Here is a 20,406-nt window from a genome sequence, read left to right on the forward strand (position 1 = left end):
GTGTGGGCTAGAGGCGCTCGACGACGTGGTCGACGCAGACCGTCAGCGCCTCGATGTCGGCCGGGTCGATGGCCGGGAACATCGCGATGCGCAGCTGGTTGCGGCCGAGCTTGCGGTAGGGCTCGGTGTCGACGATGCCGTTGGCGCGCAGCACCTTGGCCACGGCGGCGGCGTCGACGTCGTCGGAGAAGTCGATCGTGCCGACCACCTGTGAGCGGAACTCCGGGGCGGCGAACGGCGAGGCGTAGGGCGACTTCTCCGCCCACGTGTAGAGGCGCGAGCTGGACTCGGCCGTGCGGGCGGTCGTCCAGGCCAGGCCGCCGCCGGCGTTCATCCAGTCGAGCTGCTCCGCCAGCAGGAACAGCGTGGCCACGGCCGGGGTGTTGTAGGTCTGGTCCTTCGCGGAGTTGTCGATCGCGACCGGCAGGCTGAAGAACTCCGGCACGTAGCGGCCGGAAGCGGCGATCTCCTCGACCCTTGCCAGGGCGCGCGGAGACATGATCGCGATCCACAGGCCGCCGTCGGAGGCGAAGCTCTTCTGCGGCGCGAAGTAGTAGACGTCGGTCTCGGCGAGGTCGACGGGCAGACCGCCGGCGCCGGAGGTGGCGTCGACCAGCACCAGCGCGTCACCGGAGCCCACCCGCTCGATCGGCATCGCGACGCCGGTCGAGGTCTCGTTGTGGGTGAGGGCGTAGGCGTCCACGCCGTCCTCGGCGACCGCGGCGGGGTGGGTGCCGACCTCGGAGGTGATGACGCTCGGCTCGCTCAGCCAGGGCGCCTTCTTCGTGACGGCGGCGAACTTCGAGGAGAACTCGCCGAACGACAGGTGCTGCGACCGGTCGCGGACCAGCCCGAAGGCGGCGATGTCCCAGAACGCGGTGGTGCCGCCGTTGCCGAGCACGACCTGGTAGCCCTCGGGCAGCGAGAACAGGTCGGCGAGCCCGGAGCGCACGCGGCCGACGAGGCCCTTCACCGGCTTCTGGCGGTGCGAGGTGCCCATGAGGCCCGCGCCTGAGGCGGCGAGCGCGGCCAGCTGCTCGGTGCGAACCTTCGAAGGCCCGCAGCCGAAACGGCCGTCGGCGGGCTTGATGTCAGCGGGAATCACGATGTCAGCCACGTAGTCGAGCCTATCGAGCACCGCGGAATGCCCTGGACCGGGGCCCGGCCTATGAGACATGATGAACCCCTTTCATTGATCGATCGTTGACAGAGCACGAGGACGGCACCGGCTGGAGGAGCGCCCAGATGGCCGATCTGCGCAGTGTCATCGAACGCTTGATCCGCCGGCGTACCCTCCTGCGGGCCGACCCGCCCCTGCCGACCGTGCTCGTGACCGGCGAGCAGGCGGTGGCGGCGGTCGACCGGCTGGCCGAGCCGTTCGAGACGGCCGTGCCCTACGCCCGCGTCATGGACGGCGCGCACGAGTCGGTCCTCGACCTGGTGAGCTCGCTGGCGGGCGACGAGGACCACACCGGCAAGGCCGAGACCGACCGCGGCCGGCTGGGCAAGCCGGTGGGCGGGTCGCTGCTGCCGCCGCCGCGTTTCCCGCTCGCGCAGTTCGTGTTGTGGGCGCGGGCCAGGCCCGAGGGCCGCGTGCCCGACCCGCACTCGCACACCGACTACCAGCTGTACAAGAAGCGGCTGAAGGACTGGCGGCGCGGCATGGCAGGCGGTGGCGGCGACGACGTCAAGACGTCGGCCGACTTCCTGGCGCGTGCCGCCACGACCTGGGTGCCGGTGGGCACGCTGGCCGTCTGGTGGGCCGGCGGCGCCGCCGACCTCGTGGGGGTCATCCCCTGGCTGCTCGGCCTCCTGGTGGCCCTGGGCGGCACACTGGCGCAGGGCACGATGTCGATCAGGGGTTCGCTGTTCACCGGCTGGTTCAGCAGCGAGCCGACCCTGGCGAGACGGCGGTTCGAGCGGCTGCCGCAATACGCGCTGCGCCTGGCGGCCGCGCCGGACGACGCCATCGAGGAACTGCTGGTCCACGCCCTGATGCAGGACCTGCACGAGGCGTACAAGAAGTGGATCGTTCCGTGGCCGAGCTGGGGCAGGGGCCAGTACTGCCTGCTGGTCCTGCAGATCACCGACCCCGACGGCGTCAACGCGCGGTTCCTGCGGCTGATGGAGGAGATCACCAAGAAGACCGGCCTGTTCGCCCCGATGCTCGTGCTGGCGGCCGTGCCCCACGGCGTGCCGCCGGCGCAGGCGGCGCCGAAGCCGCTGCGCGACCTGGAGGAGGCGGTCGCGCAGTGGCGCAACATGGCCCGGCTGGGCGTTCCCGAGCTGCGGCTGACCGTCGAGGCGACGGCCGTTCCCGCGCAGCCGCAGGACGACCCGTCGCCGCCGCGCCGCAGGCGGGCCATGGCCTACTGGACGGTGATGGCGCTGCTGGTGATCGTCCCGCTCTCGCTCGTGTACGCGATCCAGCTCGACAGGAACGAGCACTGCGGCGGACTGCCCTGGGTCGAGCGGGTCGAGGACGAATGCGTCGGCGTCGTCAACGCGGAAAGGAGCACCCCCGAGACCCTGTTCGAGGGCGACGTGAAGGAGCTGGTCAAGAGGATCGACCGGAACAACGCCTACGCGATCGGCTCCGGCAGGTACATCAGCCTGGTCCTGTTCGGGGAGTTCTCGATCAAGAAGACGGCGGAGGACGACACCCGGCTCGCCGCCGCGGTCTCCGAGCTCGCCGCGGTCGAGGAATACCAGCGTACGGTCACCAGCACCCCCCGGTTACACGTGCTGATCGCGAACGCGGGCGACAACTTCGACCATGGGCGCAGGGCGGCCCGGCTCATCATCGACATGGCCGAGCAGGACAAGCGCGTGATGGGGGTGGTGGGCCTGCCGCGCAGCGTGGCGGGCATCGGCGAGGCGATCAGGGAGCTGCACCTGGCGAAGATCCCGATGGTGTCGAGCACGGCGACGGCCGACCAGTTCGGCTACATCAGCAACCCCGGGCTGCCCGGCCAGCCCGGGGAGCCCTCCCCCTACTACTTCCAGGTGGGGCCGACCAACGTCCGCCAGGCGGCATTCGGCGCCCGGTTCGCCCGGAGGACCCTCCTCAAGGGCGTGAGCAACCCAACGGCGGTCATCGTCGAGGACCGCTCGCAGGGCGACGTGTACACCCTGAACCTGGCGGACGACTTCGAGGCGGCCCTGACGGAGGAGAAAGCCGACGTGCAGCGGATCTCGTACACGGTCCAGCAGGGCGGCATCTCCTCGGCGGCGGGCAAGGCGTGCGCGCTCGCACCCGACGTCCTCGTCTACGCGGGGCGGGCGTCCGAGTTCCGGGCCTTCCTGACGGCGGTCGAGGGCAACGCCTGCGGCGCGGTGAAGGTGATCGCGGGCGACGACGTCGTCAAGGTGGTGACCGACCACGGCGACGAGATCGCGAACACGAAACAGGCCGAGGTCTACTACCTGGCGCTGGCGCACAGGGCGTTGTGGCCGCGCTCGTCGGCCACCTCGTTCGTCAGCAAGCTGCAGGACAAGGGGCACCCGACGGCCTCCGACGACAACCTCATCCTCACCTACGACGCCGCCGACGTGGTCTACCGGGCCGCCAACGCCGCCTACCAGGCGGCCGGCATGGCGGGAGGGGAGGGGGACGTGCAGCTGCCGAGCCGGGGCGACATCCTCTACCGGCTGGCCAGGACGTCGGGGAACGCCGCCTGGGCCGGATCGGGCGGGGTCGTGAGCTTCGACCTCACGGAGCGGCACACGCCCATCGACAAGGCCATAGCGATCATGAAGGTGGAGAGATCGGAATGGGGCTACACCCGCCTTGTGAAGCGCTGCGGCCGGCTGGACACGAACGAACCGCCGTCCAAGGACCCTCTGTGCACGGACCTGCCGAACAAGTGACCTGACGAACGGCTGCCGCGATCGGCGCGGCAGCCGAACGGACCATGGTCAGTAGTTGCCGGTCACCTCGTCGGCGCCCGGGACGTCGCTCAGTGGGCGCGACGAGGGCCCCGTGTAGGTGGCGCTCGGGCGGACGAGCCTGCCCGTCCGCTTCTGCTCCAGGATGTGCGCGGCCCAGCCGGCCGTGCGGGCGCAGGTGAACATCGAGGTGAACATGTGGGAGGGCACCTCGGCGAAGTCGAGCACGACGGCAGCCCAGTATTCGACGTTGGTGGCGAGCACCCGGTCGGGCTTGCGCGCGTGCAACTCGTCGAGCGCGGCCTGCTCCAGCGCCGCGGCGACCTCGTAGCGGGGGGCGTCCAGTTCCTGGGCGGTGCGCCGCAGCACGCGGGCGCGCGGGTCCTCGGCGCGGTAGACGCGGTGGCCGAAGCCCATGAGCCGGTTACCCTTGTCGAGCTCGCTCTGGACGTACTTCCTGGCGTCGCCGAGCTGCTCGACGCCCTCGATCATGTGGAGCACCCGGGCCGGGGCGCCGCCGTGCAGCGGGCCCGACATGGCGCCGACCGCGCCGGAGAGCGCGGCGGCCACGTCGGCGCCGGTGGAGGCGATGACGCGGGCGGTGAACGTGGACGCGTTCATGCCGTGCTCCGCGGCCGAGGTCCAGTAGGCGTCGATGGCCTTGACGTGCTTGGGATCAGGCTCACCGCGCCAGCGGATCATGAAACGCTCGACGATGGTCTTGGCCTCGTCGACCCGGCTCTCCGGAACCATCGGCAGGCCCAGGCCGCGCGCGGACTGCGCGACGAATGACAGCGCCATCACGGAGGCGCGGGCGAGCTGGTCGCGTGCCTCCTGGTCGCTCACGTCGAGCAGCGGCTTGAAGCCATAGGCGGGAGCCAGCATGGCCAGCGCGCTCTGCACGTCCACGCGGATGTCACCCGAGTGGACGGGGATGGGATAGGGCTCCGCCGGCGGCAGGCCCGGCTGGAACTTGTTGTCGACCAGCAGGCCCCAGACGTGCCCGAACGGGACACGGCCAACCAGGTCCTCGATGTCGACGCCCCTGTAGCGAAGGGCGCCCCCTTCTTTGTCCGGTTCCGCGATCTCGGTCTCGAAAGCCACGACGCCTTCGAGGCCGGGTTTGAAGTCGGACATGCTCGGCCGCCTCCCTTTCTTGCCATGTCACGGCAATGCCTTGATGTCGAGATACCGGCGGGTCAATTTAACCCCCTCCCAGCTCACGGTCGGTCCCGGGACCCGCCGTAAGGCCAAACCTGCTGGTGGGAGGGTCGTAGGGGATCCTCCACAAGAAGCGCGCAAGAATACCGTCTTGTGGATGCCACCCCGCGCCCGCCCGTGCTGGCGGGGCTACGCCGCACGTACGAAGGCGAGCCGCTGCTCGAGTCCGACGTCGCGCCCGATCCGATCGCACAGTTCACCACCTGGTTCCAGGACGCGCTCGACGCCGGCCTGCCCGAGCCCAACGCGATGATCCTGGCCACCGCCTCCGCGGGCGGCCGGCCCAGCGCCAGGACGGTCCTGCTGAAGGGCTACGACGAACGCGGATTCGTCTTCTACACCAACTACGAGTCCCGCAAGGGCCGCGACCTGGCCGAGAACGCCCGCGCGTCCCTGCTGTTCCCCTGGCATCCCATCCGCCGCCAGGTGCGGATCGAGGGCACCGTGACCAGGATCCCCCAGGAGGAGTCGGCCGAATACTTCCGCTCCCGCCCGTACGGCTCGCGCATCGGCGCCTGGGCCTCGCGGCAGTCGGCGGTCGTGCGCTCCAGGGAGGAGCTGGACGCCCGCTACGAGGAACTGGCGGCGCGCTGGCCGGAGGATCCGCCGGTGCCCGACTTCTGGGGAGGTTTCCGGGTCGCCCCGGTGGAGGTGGAGTTCTGGCAGGGCCAACTCGACCGGATGCACGACCGGCTCCGCTACCGGCGCACGCGACCCGGCTGGGTTCTGGAGAGATTGGCCCCTTAAGGTCTTCTAAGTGGCATTCGGGGAGCTGGTCAAGCGTCATGTGGTGGACACCAGGCCGCTGGGCGTGCAGGCCTACCGGCGGCTCTGGGTCGGCCAGGCCATCTCGCACATCGGCGTCGGCGCCACCGTCGTGGCCGTCGGCCAGCAGGTGTGGGAGCTGACCCAGTCCTCGTTCTGGGTGGGGCTGCTCGGCATGGCCAACCTCGTGCCGCTGATCGTCTTCGGACTGTGGGGCGGGGCGGTGGCCGACGCCGTCGACCGGCGCAAGCTGCTCATCGCCGGCTCGGTCGTCGCCTGGGCCGCGACCCTGCTCATCCTCGTGCAGGCGCTGCTCGACCTGCGCAACATCTGGCTCGTCTTCGGCGCGGTCGCGCTCAACGCCACGGGGTTCGCGATCACCGGGCCGACCAGGGGAGCGATCATCCCCCGGATCCTCGAACGGGAGCTGGTGCCCGCGGCCAACGCGCTCAACTCGCTGGTGTACAGCATCGGCGCGGTGGCCGGGCCGATGGTCGGCGCGGTGATGCTGGCCTCGGGAGGGTTCGCCGCGGCGTACGCGGTGGACGCCCTGCTGTTCACCGGGAGCCTCTACGCGGCGCTCAGACTGCCCTCACTGCCTCCGCTGGGCGAAGTGAGTCGTCCGGGTGCGAGGGCCGTCCTCGCGGGCCTCAGCTTCATCGCCAGGAGCCCGGTGCTGCTGATGTCGTTCGTCGTCGACATCATCGCGATGGTGTTCGCCATGCCGCGGGCGCTCTTCCCCGAACTCTCCGCCGACCGGTTCGGCGGCTCCATGATCGCGCTCGGCTGGATGACCTCCGCCATGGCCATCGGCGCCGTCGCGGGCGCGCTGTTCTCCGGCTGGGTGGGCCGGGTCTCGCGGCAGGGGGTGGCGCTCGTCGTCGTCATCGCCGTGTGGGGGCTCGCCGTCGCCGCCGCCGGGCTGGCGCACGAGCTGTGGCTCGTGGTCACGTTCATGGCCGTCGGCGGCGTGGCGGACGTCGTCTCGTCGGTGTGGCGGCAGTCCATCCTGCAGCTGTACGCGCCCGACGAGATGCGGGGGCGGCTGCAGGGCGCGTTCATGGTGGTGGTGGCGGGCGGCCCACGCCTCGGCGACCTGCGGGCCGGCGCCACCGCGACGGCGTTCGGGCTGAGCGGCGCCTGGGTGGGCGGCGGGATCGCCTGCATGGTGACGGTGCTGGTCGTGGGGCTGTCGGTGGCGGGCTTCAGGAACTTCCGCGCCCACCAGCCGACCCAGGCCCCCGACCGGCCGGCGCCGGAAACCGGTTGACCACCCGGCCGCCGCCCGAACGCCGTCCTCGGCCACGGCTCCGGTCCTGAGGTCCCGGTCCCTGCGGTTCCGGTCCTGAGGCCGGACCGGTCAGGCTGCGTCGGCCGCGGTCCGCAGATCCGACAGGAACCCCTCGTACGCGTCGTCCCTGTCGGGTGCGCGCAGCACCGCCGACGGATGCACGGTGGCCACCGCGAGCGCGTCCCCGAGCGGAACCGGTTCGCCGCGCTGCCGGGTCACCCGGAACTCCCGCCCGAGCAGCGCCCTGGCCGCCGTCGCGCCGAGCACCACGACCACCTTGGGCCGTACCACGGCCAGTTCGGCGTCGAGCCACGGACGGCACGCGTCGATCTCGGCGGCCGTCGGCTTCTGATGGATCCGCCGTTTCCCTCTCGGCGTGAAGGAGAAATGTTTGACGGCGTTCGTGAGATATACGGACTCCCGCGCGATCCCGGCCTCGCGCAGCCCTCGGTCGAGCACGCGGCCGGCCGGCCCGATGAACGGGTGCCCCTGCCGGTCCTCCTGGTCGCCGGGCTGCTCGCCGACCAGCATGAACGCCGCCCGCTTCGGCCCCTCGCCGAACACCGTCCGGGTGGCGTTCCGATACAGGCCGCAGCCCTCGCAGTGGGCCGCCGCCTCGCGCAGGTCGTCGAGCTGCAGCCGGTCGGGAAGGAACCGGGCCGCTCCGTTGTTGCCGTCCATAACCATCGTCGGTCGTTCTCCCAATAGGCTTGACGTGACTCCTGTGCCCGCTGCGGACGGGCTCAGTCCCCGCCACGACCGGCGTAGCATTCAGTTGGGAGGACTGCCTTGACCGCACACGGCCTGATCGACACCACGGAGATGTATCTCCGCACGATTTACGAGCTCGAGGAGGAGGGCATCGTCCCGCTCCGAGCCCGCATCGCGGAGCGCCTCCAGCAGAGCGGCCCCACCGTGAGCCAGACCGTCGCGCGCATGGAGCGTGACGGGCTCGTTCGCGTCGAGGGCGACCGGCATCTCGCCATGACCGAGCTGGGGCGCACGCTGGCCACCCGGGTGATGCGCAAGCACCGCCTGGCCGAGTGCCTGCTCACCCAGGTGATCGGGCTCCCGTGGGAAGAGGTGCACATCGAGGCGTGCCGCTGGGAGCACGTCATGTCGGAGTCGGTGGAGTCGCGCCTGGTGACGCTGCTCGGCAACCCCACGGTCTGCCCGCACGGCAACCCCATCCCCGGGCTGGCCGAGCTGGGCGTCAGCGAGGCGGACGAGTCCGGCGACAGCGCGCTGACCACGATGTGCGACGTCGCGGGGGCCAGGGAGACGCCCGTCGTCATCCGCCGAATTAGCGAACAAGTGCAAAGCGATCCCGCTGTGATGCTTAAACTCAAGCAAGTTGGGATACAACCCGGACGCGAGGTGACGCTCGCGGCGAGCGACGATGGTGTGCGGGTGACAGGTGACGGTGACAGTGACGACACTCCCGCGGAGCTTCCGCGTGATGTCGCCGCGCACGTTTTTGTCTCCAAGCGCTGACGCGCGCGCGGCTGCTTGGTTGAATTCCTCCTGGGAGGCCCTCCACTCTCCCTTGGCCAAGACTGTTGCAGGAGCGCCCGTGGTCCGCTTTGCAGACACGCCACCCCGAGGAGTGGTCGCCGGATGAAGCGATGGGGGGATCTGTCACAGGAAACGGCTGATCACCTTGGCGCCGGATCCGTGCTCGACCAGGCTGAGATGGCGGTGGTGGTCACCGACCGTTTCAGCAACCTGCTCTACTGGAACCCGTTCGCCGAGAAGCTTTTCGGCCACACGGTCACGACGTCGGCGCGTGACACGTCCGTCCTGTCCCTCGGGATCATGGAGAAGGACCACCCGCTCGCCATCGACCTGGCCAAGCACGTGCTCAAGGGCGGCGTGTGGGAGGGCACGTTCGACGTCCGGCGCGGCGACGGCACGATCGTCTACGTTCGCGCCCAGGCGGTGCCGTTGCGCCACGAGTCGGGCTCGGTCACGGGCATCGTCATCCTCGCCCGCGAGGCGCTGCGCAGCAACGAGCGCGAGAAGGACCGGTTCGGGCTGCTCGAACGCATCGGTGAGCGGCTGGCCGGCTCCCTCTACGTCGAAGAGACGCTCAAGCGCGTGGCCGAGATGCTGGTCCCGCAGTTCGCCGACCACTGCTTCATCGAGTTGACGGAGGGCGACCGGCTCGTCCGCAGGGTCTCTCAGCACGTACAGGGGTGGTCGCCCCCGTCGGGCACATGGAAGCCGGTGGGCGCGGAGATCCGCTATCCCTCCGGCCACTACGCCGACACCGCGCTGCGCCGCCAGGAGACCATCCTGGTCGAGGACTTCTCCAACAGCAGTTTCCCCGCCCCCACCGAGAGCAGCGCGCGGTTGTGCGGCGAGATCGGCATGACCTCGGCCATCGCCGCCCCCCTGCTGGTGCGGGGCGAGACGCTGGGGCTGATGTACCTCGGCCTGTCCAACCTCACCGACCGGCGCAGCCCTCACTACGACGCCTTCGACCGTGACTTCGTGGGCGCCATCGCCACCCGGGTCGCCCTCGCGATCGACAACGCGCTGCTGTTCGAGGAGGAGCGCCACACCGCCGAGTCGTTCCAGAAACACCTGCTGCCGAGGGCGCTTCCGCAGCTCGACGGCCTGCAGATCGCGGTGCGCTACTACCCTGCCGCCCCGCTCGCCTCCCACGGGCAGGGCATCCAGACGCAGGTGGGCGGCGACTGGTACGACGTGATCCCGCTGTCGGCCGGCCGCGTCGGCATCGTCATCGGCGACGTCGAGGGCAGGGGCGCCAAGGCGGCGGCCGTCATGGGGCAGCTCAGGGCCGCGCTGAGGGCGTTCGCTCAGGACGACAAGTCGCCCGCCGACATCCTGGCCAGGCTCGACGAGTGGACGCGCATCATCGCCACGCCCGAGCAGGACGACAGCGGCGCCGACATCAGCATCCCACCCATCGTGACCTGCCAATACCTCGTCTACGACGCCTGGTCGCGCCAACTGTCCTTCGCCAACGCCGGCCACGCGCCGCCGCTGCTGCTCGTCGACGGCCAGTGCGTCGAGCTGGACATCGAGGAGGTCGGTCAGCCGCTCGGGGTGCGCGCCAAGGGCCTGCACGCCGACCTGGTCTACAAGGAGGAGACCCGCACCCTCCCGCCGGGCGCGGCGCTGCTGCTCTACACCGACGGCCTCGTCGACCGCCGTCCCGGCCGCGACGGACGTCCGCCGAGTGAGGAAGAGACGCTCGGGGTGCTCTGCGAGGCACTGACCAAGATGTCCGGGGCCGAGGTCGAGCGCATCGCCGACGTCGCCACGGTCGCGGTGCCCGGCGAGATCGACGACGACATGGCGATCCTCGTGGTCCGCTCCAGCGACGTCGATCTCGACGTCGAGGAGCGCACGTTCCCCGCCCAGCCCATCATGGTGGGCGAGGCCCGGCGCATGGCGTCGGAGGCGTTCGCGGGCTGGAATGTGCCGGAGGAGCGCGCTGAGCTGGCCTGTCTGCTCGTCTCCGAGGTGGTGACCAACGTCGTCCTGCACGCCGCCACCTCCAGCGTGCCCCGCAGGGAGCTGGTCGTGGAGGGCCCGCCGCTGCCGTTCGAGGAGTCGTGGGACGTCCCGGGCCTCGACGACGAGGTGGTCGGCGACAAGGAGTTCACGCTGCGGCTGCGCAGGGGCGAGGAGTCGGTCTGGGTCGAGGTGTTCGACCAGGACCTGCGGCTGCCCCGCATCCGCAGCGCGGGCGAGAACGACGAGGGCGGGCGTGGCCTCTACCTGGTCGACCAGCTGGCCAGACGCTGGGGATCGCGACCTACCAGGGAAGGCAAAGCCGTCTGGTTCGAGATTCCCACGCGCAGCAGGTGAGTGATTCACTGGGCGGATGGAGCTGGCCTTCGAACGACGGGGCGTCGGCGCGCCGCTGATCCTCATCCACGGCATCGGTCACCACTGGCAGGCATGGTCGCCGGTGCTCGACCGACTGGCCGCCGCACGCACGGTGATCGCGCTCGACCTTCCGGGTTTCGGCGCGTCGCCGGGGTTGCCCGACGGCATCCCCTACACCGCCGAGTCGCTGGCCGACGCCGTCGAGTCGTTCTGCGCGCTGCTCGGCGTACGCGAACCGCACGTGGCGGGCAACTCGCTCGGCGGCTACATCGCGCTGGAACTGGCCTCGCGTGGCGTCGTACGGTCGGCCACCGCGTTGTCGCCGGCGGGTTTCTGGTCGCGTTCGGAGCTGGTCTACTGCCAGTCGGTGCTGCGTGCCCTGCGAGCCTCGGCCAGGGCGATGCCGCAGGAGCAGGTCGTCAGGGCGGCGGAGAACCCGATGCTCCGGGCCGTGTCGGCCGGGGTGCTGGTCGCCCATCCGTCGCGGTTGTCGCCGACGGCGCTGACCGCGGCCACGCAGGCGCTGGGCCGGGCGAGCGGCTTCGACGAGACGCTGGAGTCGTTCGCCGGCCTGATGCCGCCCGCGCCGCCGAAGTCGCCCATCTCGATCGCGTGGGGCGAGCACGACCGGCTCCTGCCGCGCCGCCAGGCGGTGCGCGCGGCCCGCTGGTCGGGGCAGCGGGTCAAGCTGCTGAAGGGCTGCGGCCACGTACCGATGAGCGACGATCCCGATCTCGTGGCCCGCGTCATCCTCGCGGACTAGGCGGCGCCGGCCCGGCCGACCGCGCCGCTCCGGCCGGGCGCCGGAAGACTCGCCGGTCGGAAGTGCGTGCCCGTGCTGATACGGTGTGCCGTTGTTCTCCGAACGGACGGAGCACGTCAGCCTGCTCCTGACCAGCCAGGAAAGGATCACCACATGTGCGGCGACGGGGAGGGGACCGATGTGGACAGCGCACTCGCCGGCGAGCTCGTCGCCATGACCGACGAGGACCTACGTCGGCAACAGGGGGCGAGCGCCGGAGGTCAGGCATACCGCGACTGGGAGAACGACGTCGAGGCGCAACTGGCGTACCGCCGCGTGACCACCCGGAACGCCGATCGCCTCAGCGAGATCATGGACCAGTACGGCTGGCCGACGGTCACGCTGGTCGGCGAGGAAGGGGCGCGCCGGGCGTGGCTGATCGCTCAGCACGCCGATCGGCAGCTGGACGTGCAGCGGCGCGCGTTGCGCCTGATGGCGGAGGCGGCGGCGACGGGGGAGGCCGATCCCGGCATGCTGGCCATGCTCCGCGACAGGGTCCTGGTGAACGAGGGACGCGAGCAGATCTGCGGCAGCCAGATCGCCGACGTCAAGGACGGGGTCCCCATTCCGTGGCCCTGCCAGGATCCCGCCCGTGTGAATCAGCGGCGGGCAGAAGCCGGGCTTGATCCGCTCCCCGTCTGATCGAGCGGGCTTTCGCCACGCGCCTAGATCTTGGTCTGGCCCCAGACGAGCAGCATGGCGATGATGAACACGATCATCACCCCGGTGTAGCCGACCGGGCCCAGGCGTACTGCCCGGCGCACGCGGTTGAGGCCCCACGCGACCAGCAGCGCCAGGAACACCAGGAGGATCAGGCCGCCGTCCATGCGTCCAGTATGCGGCGTGCACGGGCTTCCCGCGCGGTCGTGGCCGAGATGGGCCGCGATCGGTCGGTGTGCGGCGTTCACGAGGATGACGCCGCCAGCGGTCCGAATGTAGTCAACACAATTCTGGCCGTTTTTTGCGCTGGCATGACTTTGCCGCTTTCATCGAGTAGATTGCCGTGCCAAAGCGCTCCTCCATAAGAGCGCTTCTTTTCCTTATTTGGGTGTATGGCGAAGATTATGGCTTGTGGCTGGCATGCGCTCTTGAGTGAGTGTTTGCGCAAGACGGACATTTCTGGGCAGGACGGGATGCCGGTTATCCTGCTTCTGGGGCTGCCGGAAACGGGAAAAAGCGTCATGCTTGATCGCATGGCGAAAGGTGTTCACAGGCCGCCATCACCCGTGATCCGCCTTCAGTCGGACCTGCCTCCTCCTGCGGATCTCTCGAAGCTGGTTCAGACGTTCGCTCACCGGCTGATAGCGGACGACAAGGTCAAGATGCCCCACACCATCGTCACCCTGGTCGTCCTGGGCATGGATCCCAACCTGTCGGACATCCAGCTGGCAGACGAACTGGAGCGCACCCTCGACCCCGGAAAGGATCAAGCGCCGGACAATATGGCGCAGCTGGGTGAACTCGCGGGACTGCTGCCGAACGTCGGCCCGTGGCTGAAAATGCTGGTCATCGGTGCGGGTCTGATCGGTCGCCGTGTCAACGCCGGCGAACGGCTGTACCGCGATGCCAGGGCGTGGCTGGACGAAAGAGTCGACGGCAACGTCTTCGATCTCATGCGCCATTACCATCGAGGCCTCGCACATGAGAAGGCCATCGCGCGGAGAATACTCGTCGAAGCCTTCCTCGAAGATCTCACCCAGGCGTGGGCCGGCCGGATATATCCCCGCAACTGCCTCCTGCTGCTCGACGACGCCGACCATCCGGTCAAAAGCTCCTTTCTGCAGGCCGTTGTCGATGCGAGAACCTGGCGCGCCAGAAAATCTCTGCGTGCGGATCCTCTCGTCGTCGTGGCCGCATCGAGGACGTGGCACAGAGGCATCACCGGATGGACGTGCCCGGGAACGAGGGGCGAACGCCGGCCGCCGGCGCTCGGAACCGCGGCGTACCGCGACTGGCTCGAACGACGCGGTGCAGCGGAACCGAGCCGCTGGTACCCCGTGCTCATGCCGGAGGCCGAGCCGGCCGAGACGACCTACGGGCCCGCGATCGCCACCCTGACCGGCGGCTACGCGGGTGCGGTCCGTGAGCTGACCGTCCTGGTGAGCGGGGCCAGGGACGACGACGACTTCCGCGGCATCCTGCACCGGGCACGCACGCTCGACCGCCTCCCGCACCTGCCGCCTCACCGCGACAAACTGATGACGTGGTCCGCGGCCCGATGCGTCGACGATGCCGAGAACGCCCTGCCGGACGGTACGAACCAGGCCTCGCGTCTCCGCCACGATCTGGCCGCGGGGCTGTGGCTCACCAGCCTCGGAGGCGAGACGAACCGCAGAGGAATCCCCGCGTCCCGGCACGGCAAGGAGGTCGTCGTCCTTCATCCCTGGCTCAGGCGGCTGCTGTTGCACCGCCTCGCTGCGGACCCGCAACGCTGGGACCAGGTGCACGAGGCGATGGAGCGTTATTACCGCAGGCCAGAAGTGGCCGATGAGGTGTCCGCCATGTACCACAGGCTCGCGCGGGTGACGGACGAGGACGACTCGCATCTGGACGAAGTGGTGAGCTTCCTGGCGGAGAAGATGACGGAGCTCGACGTACGCGACCAGGAGGACACCCGTCTCGCGGAGTGGGTCCGCATGTACGAACAGGTGACCACGGCGCCCAACCGCCTGCCGTTGAACCGGCCCCTGGACGCGCTCTACGACGCGTTGGCCGCGAAGCGGTCAGACGCGGGCCCGTCGGACCGGGCCTCGGTGATCAGGACACTGGTGGTGGACAGGTGGTTCCACCTCGACCCACTGCTCGATCCGCGCGGCAGGCGCAGGAGCAACATCAGGCTCCAGTTGCCCATGTTGAAGACCAGCACCGGGGCGGCGTTCTTCGGGCGGGAGGCCGAACGTTATGACGACCACAGTCGCTGACGTCTGGTTTCCGCCCTCCACCCGATACACGCGGCGTCGCCGTCTGAGGCGGATCGGGATGGTGGCGGTCGTGGTCCTGGCTCTCATGGCGGCCGGCATGCATAATGTGCTCAGCTCACCGCCCAAGCTCACCGACGCCGCCGACACCTTCGACCGGAGCCTGGCGGACATCATGGAACGCATCCGTGCGGAGAACGCGAAGGTGATGGCCGGCCATCCGGACGCGTACGCGACCATCGTCGCCTTACTGCCGATGTCGGGCGACGCCGCCGAGACGGGTCTGGGCCTCGACTCCATCAGACACGCGCTCCAGGGGGCCCACCTCGCGCAGTTGTGGCGCAACGCCGACCCGTCGGCGGCCCCGTACATCCGGCTGCTCGTCGGAAGCATCACGTCCGATGAGTGGGAGGACACCGTGGAGGAGCTGGAACGGCGGGTGGAGAGCGAGCGCATCACGGGCGTCATCGGGTTGGGCAACAGCGTGGACGCCACCAAGCGAGTGATCGGCCGGCTGAGCCAGACCAAGATCGCGATGGTGGCCGCCGTCATCACCTCCGATGAGCTGCAAGGCCATGAAGCGCTCGTACGGGTGGCCCCCCTCAACAGCGACCAGGCCGAGGCCGCTGTGCGTTTCGCCGAGCGGGCCGTGCCGGCGCTCAAGCCCGTCACCGTGACGGACACCAACTCCCGTGACAGCTACAGCAAGTCGCTGAGCGAGTCCTTCGAGAACACGCTCGCGAGCGTCGTCGTCGCCAAGCATCGCAGCCGGCCGCTGACCTTCGACTCGTCGGTCAAGTCGGCGGGGACGGTCATCGGCAACATCGCGGACAAGATCTGCGACTCCGACGCCAACACCGTCTTCTACGCAGCCCGTTCACGGCACCTTCCCACGCTGCTCCAGGGTCTGAGCCGGTCGAGACCCTGCGTGGAACGGGGGATGACCGTCATCGCCGGCGACGACGCCAGCGAGATCAGCAAACCCGTCAAGGACCCCAGGTGGGCGGACAGCGGTGGCAAGATCCGGTTGTATCGCACTGCTCTGGCCCACGGCGCGAACGTGTCCGATCCGGACAGCAGAGTGCTCGACGCGATCAAGGCCAGGTTCGGCGCGAAGGACACCAAGGGGTATGCGCGGCTGTTCGGCGCGGAACCGCTGGACGACGGCCACGCGATCATGCACCACGACGCCCTGTACCTCACGATCAAGGCGATCGACCGGTATGCCAGGGACCTGGATGAGCTGGGGCCGGAGGAGGTGGCTGCCATGCTGCGCAGCGGCACGGTCTCCGTGGACGGCGCGAGCGGCAGGATCGAGATCGGCCATGACGGCAATTCGCTCAGGCGGGAGGTCCCCATCCTGCGGCTCGACCCCTACGGCAACACGTCCTTCGCCCAGTGGGCGTCGCCGCAGCCGGCGACCCATCGGTGACCGGGCGTGGCAGGACGACCGCGCGGTCAGAATCCGAAGGAGCGGCCGATGATCTCCTTCATGATCTCGGTGGTGCCCCCGTAGATGGTCTGGACCCGGCTGTCCATCCATGCCCTGGCGACGGGATATTCCGTCATGTAGCCGTAGCCGCCGTGGAGCTGGAGGCAGCGGTCGATGACCTTGGTCTGCACTTCGGTGGTCCACCACTTGGCCTTGGCGGCGTCGACCGCGGTGAGTTCCCCGGCGTTGAGCGCGCGGATGCACTTGTCGACGTAGTGGCGGGCGATCTCCGTCTCGGTGGCCAGCTCCGCGAGGACGAACCTGGTGTTCTGGAACGACCCGATGGAGCGTCCGAACGCCTGGCGGGTCCTGCAGTATTCGATGGTCTGTTCCAGCACGCCCTCCGCCGCGGCCACCGCCGCCACGGCGATCGACAGGCGTTCCTGCGGCAGGTTGTTCATGAGCTGCACGAAGCCCTCGCCGTCGTTCGGGCCGAGCCGGTTGGCGACGGGCACGCGTACGTTGTCGAAGAAGAGCTCGGCGGTGTCCTGGGCCTTCATGCCGATCTTGTCGAGGTTGCGTCCACGCTCGAACCCCTCCATGCCGCGCTCCACGACGACCAGGGTGGTGCCCCTGGCCCCCGCCTCGGGGTCGGTCTTGGCCACCACGATCACGAGATCGGCGTTGATGCCGTTCGTGACGAACGTCTTCTGCCCGTTGACGACGTAGTGGTCGCCCTCGCGGATGGCCGTGGTCCTGATGCCCTGCAGGTCGCTGCCCGCACCCGGTTCGCTCATCGCGATGGCGGTGATCAGCTCGCCGCTCACGAACCCGGGCAGCCACCGCCGCCGCTGCTCGCCGTCGGTCAGATCCACCAGGTACGGCGCCACGACGTCGTTGTGCAGCGAGAAGCCGAGCCCGGTGGCGTTGTTCCGCATGAGCTCCTCGACGATCACCGCGTTGTAGCGGAAGTCGCGGATCCCGGAGCCGCCGTACTCCTCGGGCACCGAGAAGCCGAACATGCCGAGTTCGCCGGCCTTCTTCCAGACCTCGCGGGGGACCACGCCGTCCTGCTCCCACCGCGCGTGGTGCGGCACGACCTCGCGGGCCATGAACGCGCGCACGGTCTCGCGGAAGAGGAGGTGCTCCTCGTCGAAGAGGTCTCGCTGCATCGGTCGCCTCCGGAATAGGGTTCTGTTACTGCGAGGTATACCCCTTTTACCGGTACGGCGGGAGCCGCGGACACGGGTTCATCACAAGTGCTCGGATGTGGTGGATTCGGTATGTAGGGCGGGTGTTTTCGACTCTAGGATCTACCGTCGGCGTATTTGTGGCTGATCGGAGTCTCCCGTGAGTCGATGGCGCAAGGCGTTGATCGCCGCATCGGTGGGCGCGGCCGCTTCCACCGCGTTCGTCGTGACCTCCTCCATCCCCGGCCAGGCCGAAGCCTCGCTGGTGGCCACCTACCATTGCGAGGGCGGGATCGCCGGCGCCGGGGTCGACATCGAGGCCAGGATCACGCCGCAGATCGAGGCCGGCGGGCTGATGAACGTACGCTGGGGCATCTCGTACAAGAACCAGTTACAGAGGTTCGGCTCACCCGGGTACTTCCCTGAGGGCTCCTCCCTCGACATCGAGGGCACGGTGGACATCAGCGGCGCCTGGGTGGGCCAGTTACGGCCGAGAGGCGGCCAGGAGCAAGCCGAGTTGGTGCCGGGTGACTTTCTGGAACTGCCCGAAGGCCTGTCAGACCAGGGATCCATCGGGCGTTCCGGAACGGTCCGTTTCAAGCCCGGCGCCATGACCGTCAGGTTCACGCCCGCCGAGGGCGAGGTGATGGTCAACGACAAGACGAACGTGCAGTACAGCACCGGCTGGGCGCCGGAGCACTCCGACGACCCACTCGACGATTACCGTCACGACGTTCACAAGACGAGCTCCCGAGGCGAGATCGCCAAGTTGCAGTTCGTCGGCACGAAGGTCGCCTACATCGGTAGGCGCGCGCCCGGGCTAGGCGACGTGAGAGTGTTCGTGGACGGTGAAACCATCACTGACCCTCTGGTTGAGCCTGGTAAGGACCGCAGCGGGAACGAAATGACCGGCACAGAAACCCAGGAAGTCCTCTGGGAGTCGACGCAACTCGACTACGGCCTGCACACTATTAGGGTCAGAACCGCCGAGGATAAGGACGCCTACGTCGACGCGTTCCGGGTGACCATCAGCGACATCGCCGAGCCGCCGGAGCACGACCGGGCCACGTGCGAGCTCCAGGGTGACCCGGGAGCCATCGACGTCACCGTGCCCGGACCGACGGACGACCCTTCGGACCCGCCCACGGACGACCCGGGTGACGAAGACCCGGGTGACGAGGACCCGGGTGACGACCCGAGCGAGGATCCGACCGACGAGGACAGCACGCCTCCGGGCGGCGACTCCATCGGCGGGGATCATGTGGCCGTGGTGCCCACGGGTTCCAGCTCGGGTTCGTCCACCCCGAAGAGCTCCAAACCGACCGCGACCCGGTACGTCCGCGCCCAGGTTCCCAAGACGCCCAAAGGCGGCGTGGACAGCGGTGAGGCACCGATAGCCGGTGAAGGGCCGCCGCTCGGGCTCATGACCAGCGGTGCCGTGCTGGTGGTGGGAAGTGTCGGCGGCGGTCTGCTGCTGCGCAGGCGCAGGGCCGCGCACGCGGGAGGACCGGGCCGATGACCGAGCAGCCGATGACCGAGCAGCCTACGACCGAGCAGAGGACGCCGATGCAGCGCGCGCTGCCCGGCCTGCTGATCGCGGGCTCGCTCGGCGGTGTCGGCATCGTCATGGTGACGCTCCTGTCGCTGGCGCCGCCCGTGGACGACGGCTCGGGGCCGCTCGCGGCACCGGCGGCCGCGCATGAGACGCCGACGATGGTCCCGACGAAGGTGCCGATGGAGAACGCGGGCGCGTTCGTGCTCCCGGCCACGGTGGGGCCGGGAGGCAAGGACGTGCCCCTGACGCCGGCCCGCCTGGAGGCGCCGCCCCCGCTGGCCGCCGCACCGGTCGTGCCCGCCATCCCGAAGGCCAGGAAGAAGAGCACGGCCAAGGTACGACCCACCCGCATCAAGATCCCCAAGATCAAGGTGAACGCGTCGATCCGGTCCGTCACCCTGGACAAGCAGGGCAAACTTGGCACCCCGCCGCTGAGCAAGGCGGGCCTGACCGGCTGGTACCGCCACTCGCCCCTCCCAGGCGAGCTCGGTCCCTCGATCATCAACGGCCACGTGAGCACCCGCCGAGGCCCCGCCGTCTTCGACCGCCTGCGCGAACTGGCCAAGGGCGACCAGATCTACGTGTACCGCTCGGACGGCAAGGTCACCCGCTTCACGGTCAGCGGGATCGAGCAGGCCGGCAAGAACACGTTCCCGACCAAGCGGGTGTACGGGAACACCACCAACTCCCAGATCCGGCTCATCACGTGCGGCGGCGTCTACAACAAGACAACCCACCACTACACGGACAACATCATCGTGTACGCGACGTTATCGAAGAAGAAGGGCTGACCGGCTGTTTTCCGGGTTCACGGGAAAGTTGACAGGGACAGTTCGTAAGATCTCAACCTAACCGTGACCAACGGCTGGAATTCTGGCACGACTGTTGATACTGCGCTGAAATGGAGCTGGAAGTGCTGACGTCCAAGGCGCGGCGCCGCCTCGCCCTCAAGACATCCGCTATGGCCGTTCTAGGCGCAGGGATCTTCGGAGCGATACCTGTGATGGCCGCGGTGGCGCAACCGGCTCCCGTGGTCTACACGTGCAACGGGCAGGCCGTCACCTTCACCATGGAGCTGAAGACGCCCGCGACGGCCCGGCCCAGCACGCCGGTGACGGTGACCTGGGACATCAAACAGCCGGCGTCGAACTACCTGTCGGCGCCGGCCGAGATCACTCCGAGCAGCAGCGTTGAGGCGCAGGGAACCATCAGGCCAAGCGGATCGCCAATTCCGTCGAGCCAGGTGGTCGTCAGTGCAACCGCCGTGCCGACGATGACCGCGAACTCGGCCTTGCCCATCCCGACGATGACCATGGTCGTCACGCCCACCGCTACCGGAACAGTGGCTCTCAAGGGTGAGGGTTTCTCGGTCACGGTTAACGAAGACCAGCCATATACCTGCATGCCGGGCACCGCCGGTGGTCCTTCCGTGAACCTGGTCGTCGGCACCGCCACCGGTACCCCCACCAACAGCCCCACGACC

At 69.1% G+C, this 20,406-nt stretch carries 17 protein-coding genes; 12 read left to right on the forward strand and 5 right to left on the reverse strand.

Going from position 1 to position 20,406, the window contains the following annotated elements; all coding sequences use genetic code 11:
- Nucleotides 1–7: 7 nt before the first annotated feature.
- On the reverse strand, nucleotides 8–1,117 hold the full coding sequence (serC, locus tag E1267_RS32850; RefSeq protein WP_132338340.1) for a phosphoserine transaminase: 1,110 nt from the start codon (nucleotides 1,115–1,117) through the stop codon (nucleotides 8–10).
- An 86-nt stretch (nucleotides 1,118–1,203) separates the two neighbouring features.
- On the opposite strand from serC, the gene E1267_RS32855 reads away from it, so the two are divergent.
- Complete coding sequence (locus tag E1267_RS32855; RefSeq protein ID WP_132338342.1) at nucleotides 1,204–3,870, forward strand: type 1 periplasmic-binding domain-containing protein; 2,667 nt, start codon at nucleotides 1,204–1,206, stop codon at nucleotides 3,868–3,870.
- Between the two features lie 48 nt (nucleotides 3,871–3,918).
- Here E1267_RS32855 and E1267_RS32860 read toward each other — a convergent pair whose 3' ends face one another.
- Nucleotides 3,919–5,025 carry a citrate synthase 2 gene (locus tag E1267_RS32860; RefSeq protein WP_132338344.1) on the reverse strand — a complete coding sequence of 369 codons (1,107 nt, stop codon included), beginning with the start codon at nucleotides 5,023–5,025 and terminating at the stop codon, nucleotides 3,919–3,921.
- Between the two features lie 177 nt (nucleotides 5,026–5,202).
- Between E1267_RS32860 and pdxH the strand changes: the two genes are divergently transcribed.
- The gene (pdxH, locus tag E1267_RS32865; protein WP_132338346.1) at nucleotides 5,203–5,856 is read left to right on the forward strand and encodes a pyridoxamine 5'-phosphate oxidase; all 654 of its coding nucleotides are present in this window, start codon (nucleotides 5,203–5,205) and stop codon (nucleotides 5,854–5,856) included.
- Nucleotides 5,857–5,866: 10 nt separating this feature from the next.
- Nucleotides 5,867–7,144, forward strand: coding sequence for an MFS transporter (locus E1267_RS32870; protein ID WP_246064406.1), 1,278 nt, complete (start codon nucleotides 5,867–5,869; stop codon nucleotides 7,142–7,144).
- A 90-nt stretch (nucleotides 7,145–7,234) separates the two neighbouring features.
- Here E1267_RS32870 and E1267_RS32875 read toward each other — a convergent pair whose 3' ends face one another.
- The gene (locus E1267_RS32875; RefSeq protein ID WP_132338348.1) at nucleotides 7,235–7,846 is read right to left on the reverse strand and encodes a UdgX family uracil-DNA binding protein; all 612 of its coding nucleotides are present in this window, start codon (nucleotides 7,844–7,846) and stop codon (nucleotides 7,235–7,237) included.
- 108 nt (nucleotides 7,847–7,954) lie between these two features.
- On the opposite strand from E1267_RS32875, the gene E1267_RS32880 reads away from it, so the two are divergent.
- The 4 genes from E1267_RS32880 to E1267_RS32895 all read left to right on the forward strand — a co-directional run bounded on the left by E1267_RS32880 (nucleotide 7,955) and on the right by E1267_RS32895 (nucleotide 12,470).
- The gene (locus E1267_RS32880) at nucleotides 7,955–8,659 is read left to right on the forward strand and encodes an iron-dependent transcriptional repressor DtxR (protein WP_132338350.1); all 705 of its coding nucleotides are present in this window, start codon (nucleotides 7,955–7,957) and stop codon (nucleotides 8,657–8,659) included.
- Between the two features lie 123 nt (nucleotides 8,660–8,782).
- Entirely contained in the window at nucleotides 8,783–11,005 is a 2,223-nt protein-coding gene (locus E1267_RS32885) for an ATP-binding SpoIIE family protein phosphatase (protein WP_132338352.1), read from the forward strand.
- Nucleotides 11,006–11,021: 16 nt separating this feature from the next.
- Nucleotides 11,022–11,789, forward strand: coding sequence for an alpha/beta fold hydrolase (locus E1267_RS32890; protein ID WP_132338354.1), 768 nt, complete (start codon nucleotides 11,022–11,024; stop codon nucleotides 11,787–11,789).
- 153 nt (nucleotides 11,790–11,942) lie between these two features.
- Nucleotides 11,943–12,470 carry a DUF6624 domain-containing protein gene (locus tag E1267_RS32895; RefSeq protein ID WP_220449788.1) on the forward strand — a complete coding sequence of 176 codons (528 nt, stop codon included), beginning with the start codon at nucleotides 11,943–11,945 and terminating at the stop codon, nucleotides 12,468–12,470.
- Nucleotides 12,471–12,493: 23 nt separating this feature from the next.
- On the opposite strand, the gene E1267_RS44830 is transcribed toward E1267_RS32895, so the two are convergent.
- Nucleotides 12,494–12,655: a hypothetical protein gene (locus tag E1267_RS44830; RefSeq protein WP_165959931.1), complete on the reverse strand. Its 162-nt coding sequence runs from the start codon at nucleotides 12,653–12,655 to the stop codon at nucleotides 12,494–12,496.
- Nucleotides 12,656–12,880: 225 nt separating this feature from the next.
- Between E1267_RS44830 and E1267_RS32900 the strand changes: the two genes are divergently transcribed.
- Both E1267_RS32900 and E1267_RS32905 read left to right on the forward strand, forming a co-directional pair.
- Nucleotides 12,881–14,749 carry a hypothetical protein gene (locus E1267_RS32900; protein WP_132338356.1) on the forward strand — a complete coding sequence of 623 codons (1,869 nt, stop codon included), beginning with the start codon at nucleotides 12,881–12,883 and terminating at the stop codon, nucleotides 14,747–14,749.
- Between the two features lie 70 nt (nucleotides 14,750–14,819).
- Nucleotides 14,820–16,178, forward strand: coding sequence for a type 1 periplasmic-binding domain-containing protein (locus tag E1267_RS32905; protein WP_132338358.1), 1,359 nt, complete (start codon nucleotides 14,820–14,822; stop codon nucleotides 16,176–16,178).
- 26 nt (nucleotides 16,179–16,204) lie between these two features.
- On the opposite strand, the gene E1267_RS32910 is transcribed toward E1267_RS32905, so the two are convergent.
- Nucleotides 16,205–17,350, reverse strand: a complete 1,146-nt coding sequence (locus E1267_RS32910) for an acyl-CoA dehydrogenase family protein (RefSeq protein WP_132338360.1) — start codon at nucleotides 17,348–17,350, stop codon at nucleotides 16,205–16,207.
- Nucleotides 17,351–17,528: 178 nt separating this feature from the next.
- On the opposite strand from E1267_RS32910, the gene E1267_RS32915 reads away from it, so the two are divergent.
- The 3 genes from E1267_RS32915 to E1267_RS32925 form a co-directional block, all read left to right on the forward strand.
- Nucleotides 17,529–18,887: a hypothetical protein gene (locus E1267_RS32915; protein WP_132338362.1), complete on the forward strand. Its 1,359-nt coding sequence runs from the start codon at nucleotides 17,529–17,531 to the stop codon at nucleotides 18,885–18,887.
- Nucleotides 18,884–19,714, forward strand: coding sequence for a class F sortase (locus E1267_RS32920; protein ID WP_132338364.1), 831 nt, complete (start codon nucleotides 18,884–18,886; stop codon nucleotides 19,712–19,714). The genes E1267_RS32915 and E1267_RS32920 overlap by 4 nt, the downstream gene beginning before the upstream one ends.
- 110 nt (nucleotides 19,715–19,824) lie before the next feature.
- The coding region (locus E1267_RS32925; RefSeq protein ID WP_220449789.1) for a hypothetical protein at nucleotides 19,825–20,406 on the forward strand (582 nt) is incomplete at its 3' end.

It is taken from the genome of Nonomuraea longispora (assembly GCF_004348345.1).
Lineage (GTDB): Bacteria > Actinomycetota > Actinomycetes > Streptosporangiales > Streptosporangiaceae > Nonomuraea > Nonomuraea longispora.